This is a genomic window from Alteromonas portus (assembly GCF_005117025.1).
Classification (GTDB): domain Bacteria; phylum Pseudomonadota; class Gammaproteobacteria; order Enterobacterales; family Alteromonadaceae; genus Alteromonas; species Alteromonas portus.
Window position 1 is genome coordinate 19,020 of sequence record NZ_SWCO01000004.1, and the last position, 15,404, is coordinate 34,423.

Below are 15,404 nucleotides of genomic sequence, written 5' to 3' on the forward strand. Positions count from 1 at the left end.
CCATTCATTATTCTTTGTGGGGCGGTGGTGCAAGCACCTCACGGTTTCCGTTATGCCCCTGTGCACTTACGACACCGCTCATTTCCATTTGTTCAACTAAGCGTGCTGCACGGTTGTAACCAATTCTAAATTTACGCTGCACGCTAGATACACTCGCGCGACGGGTTTCGGTAACGAAGGCGACAGCCTCGTCGTAGAATGCGTCGAATTCTTGGCCCTCGCCCTCAGGCTGCTCTCCTGGCAGCAGCACCTCAGCGGTTGCTTCCCCATTAAGAATTTCATCAATGTATTCCGGCTCACCGCGTTTTTGCCAGTCAGCCACTACCGCGTGTACTTCATGATCGTCAACAAACGCACCGTGAACACGAGTTGGTACAGGGCTTCCCGGTGGAAGATAAAGCATATCCCCCATACCTAACAAGGTTTCTGCACCTTGTTGGTCGAGAATAGTTCTTGAGTCTATTTTACTGGAAACTTGGAACGCACAGCGAGTTGGAATGTTCGCTTTGATCAAACCGGTAATAACATCTACCGATGGACGCTGGGTAGCTAGAATAAGGTGAATACCGGCAGCACGCGCTTTCTGCGCAATACGCGCAATTAGCTCTTCCACTTTTTTGCCCACAATCATCATCATGTCGGCAAATTCATCAACCACAACCACAATAGCTGGAAGCTTTGCTAAGTCTGGTGCCTCAGCATCCATACTTTCTTCGTTCTTCCAAAGCGGATCTTTAATCGGCGTACCGTTAGCAATGGCTTCTTCTACCTTGGCGTTGTAGCCTTTTAGGTTACGTACGCCAAGAGCGCTCATTAGGCGATAACGACGTTCCATTTCTCCCACACACCACCGAAGGGCATTGGCGGCTTCTTTCATGTCAGTAACCACTTCAGCAAGCAAATGCGGTATACCTTCGTACACCGAAAGCTCAAGCATTTTCGGGTCAATCATGATCATGCGAACGTCTTCAGGCGTGCTTTTATAAAGCAAACTCAAAATCATTACGTTCACACCCACAGATTTACCTGAACCTGTAGTACCAGCAACTAGAAGGTGAGGCATTTTAGCTAAATCAACCACTACTGGCTGGCCTGAGATGTCGGCACCTAATACCATGGTTAATGGCGACTTGTTAGACTGGAACGTATCGCAGCTAATTACTTCGCTTAAACGCACCATTTCGCGTTTTTTGTTGGGGAGTTCTAATCCAATAACCGACTTACCCGGGATAACTTCCACAACCCGAACTGAAATAGCTGACATTGCACGGGCTAAGTCTTTCGATAAGCCTGTAATTTTGCTCACTTTAACGCCAGGCGCTAAATCTAGCTCAAAGCGCGTAATTACTGGCCCTGGGTACACACCCACGACTGTTGCTTCGATATTGAAATCAGCAAGCTTTTCTTCAACTAGGCGAGAAATGCCTTCAATCTCTTCCGGCGTAAGCGGGTTTTCATGTTTGTCTGCGCGTTCAAGCAAATCAAACGACGGCATAGGTGGCAAGTCAGGGTCTATTTGCCCTGCTCTGGCTTTAACTGGCTTGGCTCCAAGTGCAGCAGGGGTAAATGCCTGATTTGCCCCTTGAGCATCACCTTGCGTGTGCGCTGGTTGCGTATTAATAACCGACGCTGAAGGCTGACTATCCTGTGCTGAGGAAGCTGTATTGTTTGCCGACGCTACTGGCTTGCTTCCTGTTTCGTAAGGCAGGTCTTCCTCAAACTCCTCTAACTCGTCAAAATTGATATGCGGGCTTTGTTGAGCCTGCTGAGCCTGTTCATCTTGAGCGCTTTCACCGGGTGAATGCGTTGATTCTTCTTGACCTGATTTGCCCAAACCCACTTTATCTTTAAAGCTACCCGTAACCGCTTCACGCATGCCCGATAGAGAAAAAGCCGGTTTCTTGGTCTCAGCGTCACTTTCAACCGGCGCGGTAATATTTTCATCTACCTTTGGCATAGGGTTAGGTTGAGTTTGAACGGACTCATCTTTGTTATAGGTATAAAACGGAGGTTCATCTTCTAGGTCGTCGATACCGAAGTTAGGTTCGCTACGAGTGGGTGTAGCCTTTTGCGCTTGCTGTGGCTGAACCTGCGGCGAAGACGCCAAGGGCTCTGCCCGCATACTGGTAATATCTAACTCCGCGCCGTCGGCATTTTCTTGGCTGGAAGACTTATTAGCTAACGCCAAACGTGGCATTTCAAGTGCTAATAAACTTTGAGGTGCTGACAAGCTCTTGCGACCCAACCACAGTGTCCCTTCGCCCAATCTATCAATAATGGTAAGCCAGCTAATACCTGTTAATAGCGTAAATCCGGTACAGAAAAAGCAAAGTAACAACAGGATCGTTCCAGCTGTATTAAAGTACGGTATAAGTGCCGAACTAATGACGTCACCAACAAAACCGCCCGCTGAAAAGTTGTAGATATCGTCGAAATTAATACTTGCGATACCCGTAGCGCCCAGCGCCATTAACAACCCTCCAATTATCCGTAAACCAATGGTGAGATAATCGAATTCGTCTAGTTCTTTGATATGTTGAAACAAGAACCAGCCTAAGAAGGCAGAACCGAATGGCAGAAGATAAGCAAGAAAGCCAAATGAAAACAACAGCAAATCTGCAACCCATGCTCCTGTTGCGCCTACCCAGTTGTGTATGTCTAGTTGTAAACCAGCCTGACTCCAACCTGGGTCACCTGGATGAAAAGATACTAGTGCCAGCAATAAGAAGAAGGCGAAAACACAGGCGATAATCATGCCTGCTTCCCACACTCGCTGAACCCCTGTTAATCGCGCCATAACCCTAAAAAACCTTAAAATTCTTTCGCATGTAGTTTTGTATAAACAATTGGTGTTAGCCTATACATTCTATCTTTGCGCTAAACGCAGCAAAGAGCTTAGCGAACTCTTTGCAATCCCTACATTATTATTAATTATTTAATTTTTGTAAGTAGTTGAGCATACTAATGAAACTATTGGCCTACTCCCCTACCCTATGTCTGTATAATGCAGCTATCCTTTAGCCGCCCACAAACACTGTATTTTTGCACAGCCTACCACAAAAATACGCTATTGAGCCACGCTTTCATTACTTCAAATTAATCCGCAGAGAAGAAGTACTTTTCACTTCTTCCATTACAACGTATGTCCGCGACTCACTTACACCAGGCAGACGCAATAAAGTATCACCTAGTAATTTTCGGTAGCTGCCCATATCAGCGACACGTGCTTTTAACAAAAAATCGAAATCTCCAGACACTAAGTGACATTCTTGTATATCGTCGTGCAGTTTTACGGCAGCAGAAAATTCTGCGAAGATATCGACCGATGTTTTCGTCAACGTAATCTCTACGAAGACTAGCATTGCTGCACCTAGTTTCTCAGGATCTACAACCGCGTGGTATCCCTTTATATAGCCCTGAGCCTCTAATCTCTTTACCCTTTCTAAGCAAGGACTTGGGCTAAGGCCTACTTCTTTGGCCAGTTCAACGTTTGATATACGTCCGTTTTTTTGCAGTTGAACCAGTATATTCCTGTCTATTCGGTCAAGGTGTTTCGGCGTCTTTACCAGCATATTAAATTTCTTAAAATCAAACTTACAAAGAATTATATGCTAGGAATCACATTTCTTCAGCAGATAGTTCGCTTTTTTATCACGTATACTCAGCAAACATGTTCGCACGCTTCACAGCCGAACACTGTCAATCAAAGTTCAACCAGAGCCACTTAGAAGCTCACTGTAAAATTGAGGACTATACATGTTAGTTGGTGTACCAAAAGAAATTAAGAACCATGAGTATCGTGTTGGCTTGACGCCAGCAGCAGTAAAAGAGTTTGTTAGCCACGGTCACAGTGTACTGGTTGAAACTAATGCCGGCGATGCTATCGGTTTTACTGACGAGATGTATGTAGAAGCAGGCGCCGCCATCGCGTCAACTGCTGACCAGGTGTTTGCTGAAGCTGAAATGATTGTGAAAGTAAAAGAGCCTCAACCAAACGAGTGTAAAATGTTACGTAAAGGTCAGACCCTTTACACATACCTTCATTTAGCACCCGATCCAACGCAAACAAAGCTACTTGTTGAGTCAGGTGCAACGTGTATCGCATACGAAACGGTTACTGACGACCGAGGCGGTCTTCCACTACTTGCACCAATGAGTGAAGTAGCTGGTCGTATGTCGGTTCAAGCTGGCGCGCACTACCTTGAAAAAGCACACGGCGGTAGCGGTACACTTCTTGGTGGCGTTCCGGGTGTAGCACCAGGTAAAGTATTGGTTATCGGTGGTGGTGTTGTTGGCACTAACGCTGCAAAAATGGCACTAGGCCTTGGCGCAGATGTCACTATTTTAGACCGTTCACTTCCACGTCTTCGCCAATTAGACGACATCTTTAACGGTCAAGTTAAAACCGTTTATTCTACCGTTGATGCCATTGAGCATTACTCATCTAAAGCGGACCTAGTTGTTGGTGCAGTACTTATCCCTGGTGCAGCCGCGCCTAAACTTCTTACTCGCGAACAAATCAAGGCCATGAAGCCGGGTTCAGTGCTTGTAGACGTTGCTATTGACCAAGGTGGCTGTTTTGAGACTTCTAAAGCAACTACGCACCAAGACCCGGTTTATATTGTTGATGACGTGGTTCACTACTGTGTTGCAAACATGCCTGGCGGCGTTGCGCGTACGTCTACCATGGCACTTAATAATGCCACATTGCCATTTGGCCTAGCCCTTGCTAACAAAGGCCCAGCAAAAGCGATGCTAGAAGACAAGCACTTGCTTAACGGTCTAAATGTTCACGAGGGTAAAGTAACTTACAAAGCCGTTGTTGACGCTCTAGGTGAAGAGTTAGGTCTAACATATACGCCTGCTGAAGTAGCGCTTAAAGGCGAATAAGTTTTCTGTTTCCTGGGCGTTAGAGCGCTTGGGTGATTGAAAAGCCTTAAATAATAACGTCAAGAAAAAAGCTCGGTATGTAAACACTACATCCGAGCTTTTTTGTATTTGAACAAATAGTAACGAGACAAACTTAATTTCTATTGCTTTAGCACTTTAATTTTAAAATATCCCGGTAAATTTTGAACACGTGACTCGGCCTTAAACGAGCCACTTAGCTAGCTACACAAAAGGTCTATTGTGAAGAGCTAACCGTTTATTGATGCGTTTACGGCTTTTAGCACTGCAATCGGGTCATCTGCTTTAGTGATAGGCCGCCCCATTACCAAATAGCTCACACCCGCCTTCATTGCATCGGGTGGCGTCATAACCCTTTTTTGATCCCCCGCATCAGCCCCCACAGGGCGAATACCTGGGGTAACTAGAAGAAATTCGTCATTGTGTCTTTCACGTAGTGCGCTGGCTTCTTGGGCTGAACAAACAATACCATCAAGTCCTGCTTTTTCTGTTAACGCTGCTAAGCGCAACACTTGTTGCTCTGGCGTTACGCCGCTTACTACATCAGCCAGCTGCGCTTCGTCCATGCTGGTAAGCACGGTAACCGCAATAAGCTTAGTTTGAGGGTTTGTGCTTGCAGCAATCGCTTCTTTAGCCGCTTGCATCATGGGTAAGCCGCCTGATGCATGTACATTTACCATCCACACGCCTAGCTCTGCCGCTGCTTTACACGCTTTCGCTACAGTATTTGGAATGTCATGGAATTTTAGATCCAAGAAAACGTCGAAGCCTTTAGCAATCAGCGCTTTTACGAATTCCGGTCCAAATAAGGTGAACATCTCCTTGCCCACTTTTAGCTTGCATAAGCTTGAATCTAATTTATCAACAAACGCCAATGCAGTGTCTTTATTGTCATAGTCTAATGCAACAATAACGCGTGGGTCATGCATGTTCTTTTATTCTCCGTCTAGCCCTTTGATAGGTTTTACTACGCCCCACTTTTTACAGCTAGGGCATAACCAATATAGTTTACGGCCAGAAAAGCCGCAGCTGCCACAGCGATATTTAGGGCGCTGCAACATTTGCTTTTCTACCAATTCTTTAAGTAGACGCAAGCTATCAGCTGTCGTTTTATCTGAAAGCTGGTCAATATAAAGCCCCATGAGGGTTTTAAAGCCGCGCATGGTCGGACGCTTGCGAAGCTGTTCAAGTAGATACTCAGCTGCTTGTGCTGTTTCTCCGCGCTTCATGAGCACGTCGACCATGGCTAAATAGGACGTGGCGCATTCTTGCCAATGTGCTTCTAAGTTTTTCTGAAAACTTTCCCAGTCATCTGTCTCTTCGGCAATTTTTTCTAGACTAGGCACGGCTTCGCTAAACCAATTAATATCCCTTTCGGCTACTTGAGTAAAATACGCGTTAGCATCGGTAAAGCGTTTTTGATCAAGTGCTATATCACCCAACATAAGCCACGGCCTAACTGCATGTTCGTCGGCATTCACCGCTTTTTGCAATAAGGTTAACGCTGCCCCTTGGCTGTCATTCTTTAACTCTACCGCTGCCTGTTCACAATAAAAATGGGCTAGGCGTTCGCACAGATCATCATTGTCACCATGACACTGCACCATACGCTCAGCCAATTCAATGGCTCTTTCCCATTCTTTCGTCGTCTGGTAAATACTGAAAAGTTGCTGTTGAGCTACAAGGTAATGCTTTTCGCTATTAAGCAGTTGAAGAAACGCATTTTCCGCACGCTCTAGGAAGCCTGCTTGCGTGTAATCGTGGCCAAGCTCCCTCAGTGCATTTTCTCGCTGGGCGGGTTGGAGCTCTTCACGACTCACTAAATTTTGATGGACCTTAATGGCGCGATCTATTTCTCCGCGATGACGGAAAAAACTGCCCATTGCAATATGAGTTTCCACCGTATCACTGTTTACGTTAATCATTTTAATTAGCGTATCAACAGCTTTATCGGGTTGGTCTGAAAGTAAAAAGTTTAGCCCTTTATAGTAATGCTTAGATAGGATACTTGACTGTTTTCGCTGCGCTTGACGGACACTATTTCGGCCCATTATCCAACCGTACCCTGCCGCAACAGGTAAAAGGAGAAACAGCAGTTCGAGCATTAGTGGTCTTGTTCCAAACTCTGTATTTTCGATTGCGCAGACATCAACTGAACACGTAACTTCAGCCAACTCATTAACATGATTAAAATGCCGATACCCACGCCTATTGAAAGTGTAATCGCAATCAATGTTGATAAGCGAAGATTCGCCTGAGCAATTAGATAATTAACTGTTACTTGTGCTTCGTTTTGAGAGCCAATCACAAATGCGATGGCAAGTAGCACTAAGATGATGAGAAACGTTAGGATCCCTTTCAACACTCAACCCTTTTTTATTGATTTATTTACAAGAATAGCAAAATGCGAAAAGAGATAACACTAAAAGCGTAAGGGAAATGATGTTATACCAATCCGCAAAGATAATTGCCTACTCAGAAGACTCTAGCATTAAGCCGCGCCTTCGCTTTCAAGATCCTGACGCTGTGGTTTTGCAATGAGGTTGTCTACCACAAGGTCGTGGTGAAGCGCAGACATATTAGTAATGAAAATGCAGTGTGTGTAGCCTGCCTGCATAGTTTCGAGCTTGTCATACATGGCTTTGTCTAGCTTTGATAGCTGGGCAAGACGCTTTTTAGTTAAAGGCGTGATCGCACCATGGCAGCGAATTGCGGTGACATCTGTAGCACTGAGATGAATTTTCTCTTCATCTAACTGAGTTTTTATCTGTGTACGCAATTTAGAAAACAGAAAGTCGCGTTCTTTTATATACACTAAACGGTTATCGCTCTTTCTAACACAGTGAACCACTAACGCTTGTTCAGATGTTTCTTTGAACATAGCCTCTAAAATTTGAGACTTGGGCTTAGCCTGCCCTTTGTCTGCAAAAAAGCCGTGCAGTGGAATAATATTTTGTGTACGAGAAAAAGGATAAAGATCGTCAGATGTGTCACTTTGATAAACAGTTTTGAGCCTGTCTAAGGTAAAGCGGTTCATCACACATAGTACCGATAAAGACGGCATATGCCTCACCGCCAATTCCCAGATATAACGGTGAGTTGAGCGCTGAATACGCGCAATATCCCTTACTTTGAAATAAGCGGTATTCTCTTCAACCATATGATCGACGCTAGAACTCACTTTAGCTTTACGTGTGTCTTCAACAAGACACAATCTCACCACGCCTGTTTCCGCATGATAATGCACAACCTTATATTTTTCGCCTTTAATTTTCAGTTCAGGCACAGAAACTCGAATTTCTTTTTGTAGATCGCTATGGGGCGCAACCGTCAACTTCATACCGCTTGCACTTAAATCGGCAACTCGGGCATCAAGGGAAGTAAGCAAGCCCACTTTGATAGAAGCGGGCTTATCTATGACGTAGCGGGTTTCACTACGCCTATCTAAGTCTTCTTCCATGACATAATCTATTCGCCAATTATTGCCGCTGGCCCTTAGTGTTTTAGATAAGGGTTTGAAATCGCATTTAGCAGAAAGCGTTAAATTTGTGAGATAAGCAGACACGTCCTTACAATATAATACATGCGAGATCTGAGCTAACTGTTCAAATTCCTTACTAGCAATATCATGAATTGCAAAGGCTTTTTGCTTATCTTCACGGGTGACACTATCAAGTCGACAGTGGGTACAAATAAAGTCACCACCTTTGGCAAGAAGATACACCAGCGCGTTGAGTTGTTTTAGTGCAAGAAGCTGCCTGTGTGTAGCGGTTATCTGCACGTTACCATTTTTGGTTTTGATGTTTCCGTGAAATACATAAGCTTCATTATACTTTCGCAACTCATCAACTAACGTGGCGAAAATTGCCTTATCTTGCAAACTTGCCAGCAGTTTGTCCGCATCATTGTGCTCAACATTCGCTTTAGTAAAAAGTGCAATCATAGGTTTAAGTGATTGCTTTTCCGGAGCAAGAAAAACGGGAAGCCATGGGCTATTTTCTAGAATACGATCCCGTTCGAGTTCTTGCATAGCGCGCTCTATTTCTAAATCTCTCTGCAGCGGTTGCTTATAGGCAGTTACCGCAACATAACGTTTAAGCGTTGCTAAAAACCCCTTATCGACGTCACCAGGAAAATTAAATGACGTTTCGTATTTCCCTAAATGTTTATTGTATTTTACAGACTCTAGTTCAAGGGTAATTTCAGTAGGTTCTTTGGTTAGACCTTTAACTTCGGGAATGGTGAAAGTGATTACATCACCGGTGGATGCATTAGGGGGCCTTTTTGTCTCTAAAGTAATTCCTTTATGTGACATAGAGCTTATTGAGCAATGACGGCCTTTCTCGAATTCGGGGGAAGAAATAGTAAAGTTGGGCCGAATAGCAATGTCATCACCAAAGTCGATATCGGTAAACGACTGGCTTTCGACGTTAAATGCATCGACAATTTTTTTGAACTGTTCTTTTTTTATTTGATTTTGGTAAAAGTCTGAGTTCATTACTGACTCAAACACACCTACGGTGTACCTGTCTTGATAGAGCGATGTTTCGTTTTTGAGGATCTGCGCGCCAACTTTATCGAGGCGCATCTGAACACCGAAGTGCTTGAACTTCATGACAGGGAATTGGGCGAAGGCAGAATTATCGGCGGGAGCGTCGGTTAACGATGTTAATCGAACGACCTCTTCTTTCACGACTTTTCGGACACTACTAGGTAAACGCTTCGAAAACTTGTTAATTCCCTCTAACAACCTGTTTTGTTGTTCATATGGAATTAACGCGCGAATGAGCGGCTGGTACTGTTTTATTATTGCTTGTTCATCGCCGGCTGACATTACTTCTACGTATACCGTTTATTATTATTCGAATAATATATAACCCTACTTTAGTCGGGGTCAATAGGTATTAAAAATTAAACAAAAGTATCTCAGGGTATTCGTTAATTTAAGCTAGGCAGAGAGTTAAATGAAAGGGTTATCGTGATGATACTTTCCATCAGGCACAAAAAAGCCGCTTTTCAGCGGCTTTTAAAAATGCATCATGCGATTGAGGCGTCTACCCTTTCGCGAAGCTCTTTACCTGGCTTGAAGTGCGGTACATATTTACCGTCAAGTTTCACCGTTTCACCCGTTTTCGGATTTCTACCTACGCGTGGTGCGCGATAGTGAAGCGAGAAACTTCCGAATCCTCTAATTTCAATACGCTCGCCCTTTTGCAGAGTTTGCGCCATTTGCTCTAGAAGTTCTTTAATAGCCAGTTCGAGTTCTTTCGCCGGAATATGACGCGCTTGATCCGCGAGCCGTTCAATTAATTCAGACTTGGTCATGCTTAACCTCATTGTCAATATTATTGTTTAAACAGCTATCGCGAATTGGGTGTGCAGGTGCACACCCACAAAAGCATTATTCGCCTTTAGCAGCTTTAAATGCTTCTGCCATCGCGTTAGCGAAACCAACATCTTCTTGCTGGTTAACTTTATCGATAGCTTCTTTTTCGTCAGCCTGATCTTTCGCTTTAACAGATAGGTTAACAGTGCGGTTCTTACGGTCAACGCCCATGAACTTCGCTTCGATGCTATCACCAACGCTTGCCGCTTCTGTTGCGTCTTCAACACGCTCTACAGCAAGATCTGCAACGCGGATGTAGCCGTCAACTTCTTCAGCTAGGTTTACAGTAACGCCTTTCGCATCTACTGCTGTTACTGTACCAGTAACGATAGCACCTTTCTTGTTATCTGTCAGATACTTGTTGAAAGGATCTTCTTCGATTTGCTTAACGCCAAGAGAGATACGCTCACGCTCTGGGTCGACTTGTAGTACAACTGCAGAGATTTCGTCGCCTTTCTTGTAGTCGCGAACCGCGTCTTCACCAGACTTGTTCCAGCTGATGTCAGAAAGGTGAACTAGACCGTCGATGCCGCCGTCAAGACCGATGAAGATACCGAAGTCAGTGATTGACTTGATCTTACCAGACACTTTGTCACCTTTTTCGTGTGACTCAGCAAATGTTTCCCAAGGGTTAGCAATGCACTGCTTAAGACCTAGAGAAATACGACGACGCTCTTCGTCAATTTCAAGAACCATTACATCTACAGTGTCACCTAGGTTAACAACTTTAGATGGGTGGATGTTCTTGTTAGTCCAGTCCATTTCAGAAACGTGTACAAGACCTTCAACGCCGTCTTCGATTTCAACGAAGCAGCCGTAGTCAGTAAGGTTAGTAACCTGACCGTTGATCTTAGTACCTTCTGGGTAACGAGAAGCAATTTCTTGCCATGGATCGTTGCCCATTTGCTTCATACCAAGAGAAACGCGCTGCTTCTCTTTGTCGAACTTAAGTACTTTAACGTTGATTTCGTCACCAACATTCACGATTTCACTTGGGTGCTTAACGCGCTTCCAAGCCATATCAGTGATGTGTAGAAGACCGTCTACGCCACCAAGGTCAACGAACGCACCGTAATCGGTAAGGTTCTTAACGATACCCTTGATTTCATGACCTTCTTCAAGGTTAGCAAGAAGCGTTTCGCGCTCTGCGCTGCTTTCTGCTTCGATAACTGCACGACGAGAAACAACAACGTTGTTACGCTTAGCGTCTAGCTTGATAACTTTAAACTCAAGCTCTTTGCCTTCAAGGTGCGTAGTGTCACGTACTGGACGTACGTCAACAAGAGAACCAGGAAGGAACGCGCGTACACTGTTAACTTCAACAGTGAAACCGCCTTTAACTTTACCGTTGATAACGCCTTTAATTGTAGCTTTATCTTCGTAAGCTTTTTCCAGCTCAACCCACGCTTCGTGACGCTTCGCTTTTTCGCGAGAAAGGATAGTTTCACCGAAACCATCTTCAACTGCATCTAGTGCAACGTCTACTTGGTCACCGATAGCGATTTCTAGTTCGCCTTCAGCGTTCTTAAATTGGTCAGCTGGGATAGCACTTTCTGATTTCAAGCCTGCATCAACAAGAACGATGTCTTTGTCGATAGAAACAACAGTACCTTTTACAATTGAACCAGGACGTGTTTCTAGTTCTTGTAAGCTTTCTTCAAAAAGTTGTGCAAAATTTTCAGTCATAAGTCTCAAATAACTTTTAAGTTGATATCCACGCTTCTTATCCGGATAACGCGGGGTTATTAAAATTAGTCGCCACTTCCTGTAGCAACACTGCTTTGGATGCGATCAGCTCTCGTCATTAAAGGCGTGAGGAAATAATATCCATCGCTTTTTCAAAGACTTGGTCAATATCCAAGTCCGTTGAATCTATAATTACTGCATCTTGTGCCGGTACCAAAGGAGCCACCGCACGTTGTGTATCGCGCTCGTCTCTTGCCTTGATATCGGTTAAAAGGCGCGCAATATTAACATCCATGCCCTTCGCTTTCAACTGGCTATAGCGTCGCTCAGCACGGGCTTCTGCGCTTGCTGTAAGGAAAATCTTTACAGGCGCATCGGGAAATACCACCGTACCCATGTCGCGACCATCAGCAACAAGACCAGGATCTTGTTGGAAAGCACGCTGTCTGCGAAGTAGTGCTTCGCGAACCCGGGGTAATGCCGCAACTTTTGACGCCACGGCGCCAACTTCTTCGGTGCGAATATCGTCAGTAACGTCTTCGCCTTCCAAAATAATGCGAGTGGTATCGCCATTCGTCTCGAAACTAACATCAAGACCGGTTGCTAGAGGAACAACACATTCTTCATCATCACACGGAAGGTCGTGGTGAAGTGCAGCAACTGCTAATACGCGGTAAATTGCGCCGCTATCTAGAAAGTGCCACCCTAATTTTTTTGCCAGCAAGCTACTTAATGTACCTTTGCCTGCACCACTAGGACCGTCAACCGTGACTACGGGTGTGGAATGCATACCTGCTCCATCGTTTAAATTACTAAAAATCGCGCGCAATTATACGCTTTAGTGAGAGATAAGCAATGCCGCCTCTTAGTGGCGGCATTGGACATTAGAATAAATCGCTTAGAATAATTGGGCTACAGAGGCTATAGCTCTTTCGCCTACCGCGATTTTTTAAGAGACATTTACCAAACTTTACGCACTATACAGCGTTTTAAAGCGAGTAAAGTAGTCAGGGAAGGTTTTGCGCGTACAACCCGGGTCGTTTATTGTTACCGGCGTATCGCTTAGTGCAACAAGCGAGAAACACATGGCAATACGATGGTCGTTATACGTGTCTATTTCAGCGTGCTTCAACGAATCAGTTGGCCACACTTTTATGTAGTCGTGCCCTTCTTCCACCTTCGCACCCACCTTTTGAAGCTCAGTGGCCATAGCCGCAAGACGGTCTGTTTCCTTTACGCGCCAATTATAAATATTGGTCATGGTAGTTGGACCTTCAGCAAATAACGCTGTTGTGGCAATGGTCATAGCCGCATCTGGAATATGGTTCATATCCATATTCACACCTTTAAGCGGCGCACCCGTTATTTCAACGTACTCATCGTTCCAAACCACCTTTGCGCCCATTGCCTCAAGTACATCAGCAAAACGAATGTCACCTTGAATGCTGTTTTGGCCGATTCCGGTTACGCGTACCGTTCCACCTTTAATGGCACCGGCTGCAAGGAAGTAAGATGCCGATGATGCATCGCCTTCAACCATAAATTTACCCGGCGCAATGTACTTGGCGTCACCAGAAACCGTAAATGTTTGGTAGTTGTCGTTTTCAACAGTAACGCCAAACTTTTCCATGGTATCTAACGTGATATCGATATAGGGTTTAGAGACCAACTCACCTTTTATACGAATAGTCACATCACCTGAAAATAATGGCGCAGCCATTAAAAGCGCAGTCAAGAATTGGCTAGATACACTTCCGTCTACCGACATTTCGCCACCGCTTAATGTCTTTCCCTTAATTTGAAGCGGCGGGTAGCCTTCGTTTTTAAGGTAGGTGACGTCAGCATCAGCTTCTAAAAGCGCATCGACTAAGTCGCCAATTGGGCGCTCTTCCATACGCGGCTCACCAGTAAGTACGGTATCAACGTTACTTGCAGCAAGTGCTGCGCATAAAGGACGCATTGCGGTGCCAGCGTTACCTAGGAACAGCTCTAGTGGTTCAGCTACGTTAAAGGCCCCACCGTTACCTTGTACAACACATTGGGTTTTGTCTTCGCTTAAGCGATAGCTAATGCCTAACTTTGTTAGTGCATTAAGCATATGCTCAATGTCTTCGCTATCTAACAAGTTCGTTAGTTCAGTTTCGCCTTCAGCTAACGCAGCAAGCAGTAGCGCTCGGTTAGACAGACTTTTTGAGCCAGGTACATTGACCTCTCCCGATACTTTTGCAATCGGGTCTAATGTTAACTGCTCCATTTTATCCATTCACTCTTTCAAATTCGCGCATAAATTCAACTAGCGCAACAATACCCTCAACTGGCATTGCATTGTAAATACTGGCACGCATGCCCCCTACTGAACGATGCCCTTTAAGTGCAAGTAACCCTGCTTCTTGTGACTGCTTAAGGAACAGCCCATCAAGTTCGGTATTGGCTAAATGAAACGGCACGTTCATTTTTGAACGGTTGTCAGGGTGAACTTTACTTGAATAGAAGTCAGAGCTGTCGATGGCTGAATATAATAACGCTGCCTTTTCAGCATTGCGTTTAGCCATAGCGTCTACGCCGCCCATATCTTTAAGCCATTCAAATACAAGCCCCGCTAGGTACCATGAGAACGTTGGCGGTGTGTTGTACATAGAGTCAGACTTTGCCGCTAATGCATAATCAAAAATTGACGGCGTTTCTTTACGTGCTTTGCCAACCAGGTCTTCGCGAACAATAACAACTGATAAGCCGCTTGGGCCGATATTCTTTTGTGCGCCAGCGTATATTACGCCATGCTTTGCTACATCTAACGGCTGAGACAATATTGTCGAAGACATATCAGAAACCAGTGGCACCTTGCCCGACTCTGGTAGCCAATCGAAAGCAATTCCGTCAACGGTTTCATTTGGACAGAAATGGTAATACGCGGCTGACTGATCTATGTCGCTCAGCTGAGGTGGCGCAATATAATGAAGGCCATCTTTTTCAGATACTTCACCTACAACAACGGCACGATTATATTTATTCGCTTCGTCTACAGCACCCTTTGACCAAGAGCCACTGACTAAATGCAGACTAGTGTCATTGACAGTAGATAAGTTAAGAGGAACAGCTGCAAATTGCCCTCGCCCACCACCGTGCGTGAACAGCACATGATAGTTTGACGGAATAGATAGTAGGTCGCGTAAGTCCTGTTCTGCTTTTGCGGCTATCTCAATGAAGTCTTTGCCACGGTGGCTGACTTCCATAACCGAGCAGCCTAGGTCGCGCCAATTTGTAAATTCTGATTGTGCTTTTTCCATAACTTCTTTTGGAAGCATGGCGGGGCCAGCACTAAAGTTAAAAACCTCTTTCATCGCGTTTTTCAACACCTGTAGATAATTACCGTTTAACTCGCTTTGTTTTCAACGTTTTGCGGGTCTATTAGGTAAACAAGCGG

The 15,404-nt window shown here is 44.8% G+C and carries 12 protein-coding genes; 1 reads left to right on the top strand and 11 read right to left on the bottom strand.

Annotated elements, in window-relative coordinates; all coding sequences use genetic code 11:
• Nucleotides 1–7: 7 nt before the first annotated feature.
• Both E5672_RS07765 and lrp read right to left on the bottom strand, forming a co-directional pair.
• Complete coding sequence (locus tag E5672_RS07765; protein WP_136781679.1) at nt 8–2,797, bottom strand: DNA translocase FtsK; 2,790 nt, start codon at nt 2,795–2,797, stop codon at nt 8–10.
• A 289-nt stretch (nt 2,798–3,086) separates the two neighbouring features.
• Nucleotides 3,087–3,572, bottom strand: a complete 486-nt coding sequence (gene lrp, locus E5672_RS07770) for a leucine-responsive transcriptional regulator Lrp (protein WP_014949635.1) — start codon at nt 3,570–3,572, stop codon at nt 3,087–3,089.
• A 184-nt stretch (nt 3,573–3,756) separates the two neighbouring features.
• Between lrp and ald the strand changes: the two genes are divergently transcribed.
• Nucleotides 3,757–4,890, top strand: coding sequence for an alanine dehydrogenase (gene ald, locus E5672_RS07775; RefSeq protein WP_136781680.1), 1,134 nt, complete (start codon nt 3,757–3,759; stop codon nt 4,888–4,890).
• 248 nt (nt 4,891–5,138) lie between these two features.
• Here ald and pyrF read toward each other — a convergent pair whose 3' ends face one another.
• From pyrF to serC, 9 genes are all read right to left on the bottom strand, one after another.
• Nucleotides 5,139–5,837 (bottom strand): orotidine-5'-phosphate decarboxylase, encoded by a 699-nt coding sequence (gene pyrF, locus E5672_RS07780; protein WP_136781681.1) that lies wholly within the window; start codon nt 5,835–5,837, stop codon nt 5,139–5,141.
• Nucleotides 5,838–5,843: 6 nt separating this feature from the next.
• Entirely contained in the window at nt 5,844–7,013 is a 1,170-nt protein-coding gene (gene lapB, locus E5672_RS07785; RefSeq protein WP_136781682.1) for a lipopolysaccharide assembly protein LapB, read from the bottom strand.
• On the bottom strand, nt 7,013–7,270 hold the full coding sequence (locus E5672_RS07790) for a LapA family protein (RefSeq protein ID WP_136781683.1): 258 nt from the start codon (nt 7,268–7,270) through the stop codon (nt 7,013–7,015). The genes lapB and E5672_RS07790 overlap by 1 nt, the downstream gene beginning before the upstream one ends.
• A gap of 129 nt (nt 7,271–7,399) precedes the next feature.
• Complete coding sequence (locus E5672_RS07795; protein WP_136781684.1) at nt 7,400–9,742, bottom strand: PilZ domain-containing protein; 2,343 nt, start codon at nt 9,740–9,742, stop codon at nt 7,400–7,402.
• Between the two features lie 203 nt (nt 9,743–9,945).
• A complete protein-coding gene (ihfB, locus tag E5672_RS07800; RefSeq protein ID WP_014949641.1) occupies nt 9,946–10,233 on the bottom strand; it encodes an integration host factor subunit beta in 288 nt (95 codons plus the stop codon).
• A 76-nt stretch (nt 10,234–10,309) separates the two neighbouring features.
• A complete protein-coding gene (gene rpsA / locus E5672_RS07805) occupies nt 10,310–11,980 on the bottom strand; it encodes a 30S ribosomal protein S1 (protein WP_039220847.1) in 1,671 nt (556 codons plus the stop codon).
• A gap of 118 nt (nt 11,981–12,098) precedes the next feature.
• Nucleotides 12,099–12,770 carry a (d)CMP kinase gene (gene cmk / locus E5672_RS07810; RefSeq protein WP_014976668.1) on the bottom strand — a complete coding sequence of 224 codons (672 nt, stop codon included), beginning with the start codon at nt 12,768–12,770 and terminating at the stop codon, nt 12,099–12,101.
• A gap of 180 nt (nt 12,771–12,950) precedes the next feature.
• The gene (aroA, locus tag E5672_RS07815; protein ID WP_136781685.1) at nt 12,951–14,234 is read right to left on the bottom strand and encodes a 3-phosphoshikimate 1-carboxyvinyltransferase; all 1,284 of its coding nucleotides are present in this window, start codon (nt 14,232–14,234) and stop codon (nt 12,951–12,953) included.
• Nucleotide 14,235: 1 nt separating this feature from the next.
• On the bottom strand, nt 14,236–15,321 hold the full coding sequence (gene serC, locus E5672_RS07820; protein ID WP_071814891.1) for a 3-phosphoserine/phosphohydroxythreonine transaminase: 1,086 nt from the start codon (nt 15,319–15,321) through the stop codon (nt 14,236–14,238).
• Nucleotides 15,322–15,404: the final 83 nt, after the last annotated feature.

Excerpts from the sequence above, each read along its gene's own strand:
- cmk (WP_014976668.1), bottom strand. The coding sequence starts at position 12,770 with ATGCATTCCACACCCGTAGTCACGGTTGACGGTCCTAGTGGTGCAGGC.
- aroA (WP_136781685.1), bottom strand. The coding sequence starts at position 14,234 with ATGGAGCAGTTAACATTAGACCCGATTGCAAAAGTATCGGGAGAGGTC.
- ald (WP_136781680.1), top strand. The coding sequence starts at position 3,757 with ATGTTAGTTGGTGTACCAAAAGAAATTAAGAACCATGAGTATCGTGTT.
- serC (WP_071814891.1), bottom strand. The coding sequence starts at position 15,321 with ATGAAAGAGGTTTTTAACTTTAGTGCTGGCCCCGCCATGCTTCCAAAA.
- E5672_RS07765 (WP_136781679.1), bottom strand. The coding sequence starts at position 2,797 with ATGGCGCGATTAACAGGGGTTCAGCGAGTGTGGGAAGCAGGCATGATT.
- lrp (WP_014949635.1), bottom strand. The coding sequence starts at position 3,572 with ATGCTGGTAAAGACGCCGAAACACCTTGACCGAATAGACAGGAATATA.
- lapB (WP_136781682.1), bottom strand. The coding sequence starts at position 7,013 with ATGCTCGAACTGCTGTTTCTCCTTTTACCTGTTGCGGCAGGGTACGGT.
- rpsA (WP_039220847.1), bottom strand. The coding sequence starts at position 11,980 with ATGACTGAAAATTTTGCACAACTTTTTGAAGAAAGCTTACAAGAACTA.
- E5672_RS07795 (WP_136781684.1), bottom strand. The coding sequence starts at position 9,742 with ATGTCAGCCGGCGATGAACAAGCAATAATAAAACAGTACCAGCCGCTC.
- pyrF (WP_136781681.1), bottom strand. The coding sequence starts at position 5,837 with ATGCATGACCCACGCGTTATTGTTGCATTAGACTATGACAATAAAGAC.
- ihfB (WP_014949641.1), bottom strand. The coding sequence starts at position 10,233 with ATGACCAAGTCTGAATTAATTGAACGGCTCGCGGATCAAGCGCGTCAT.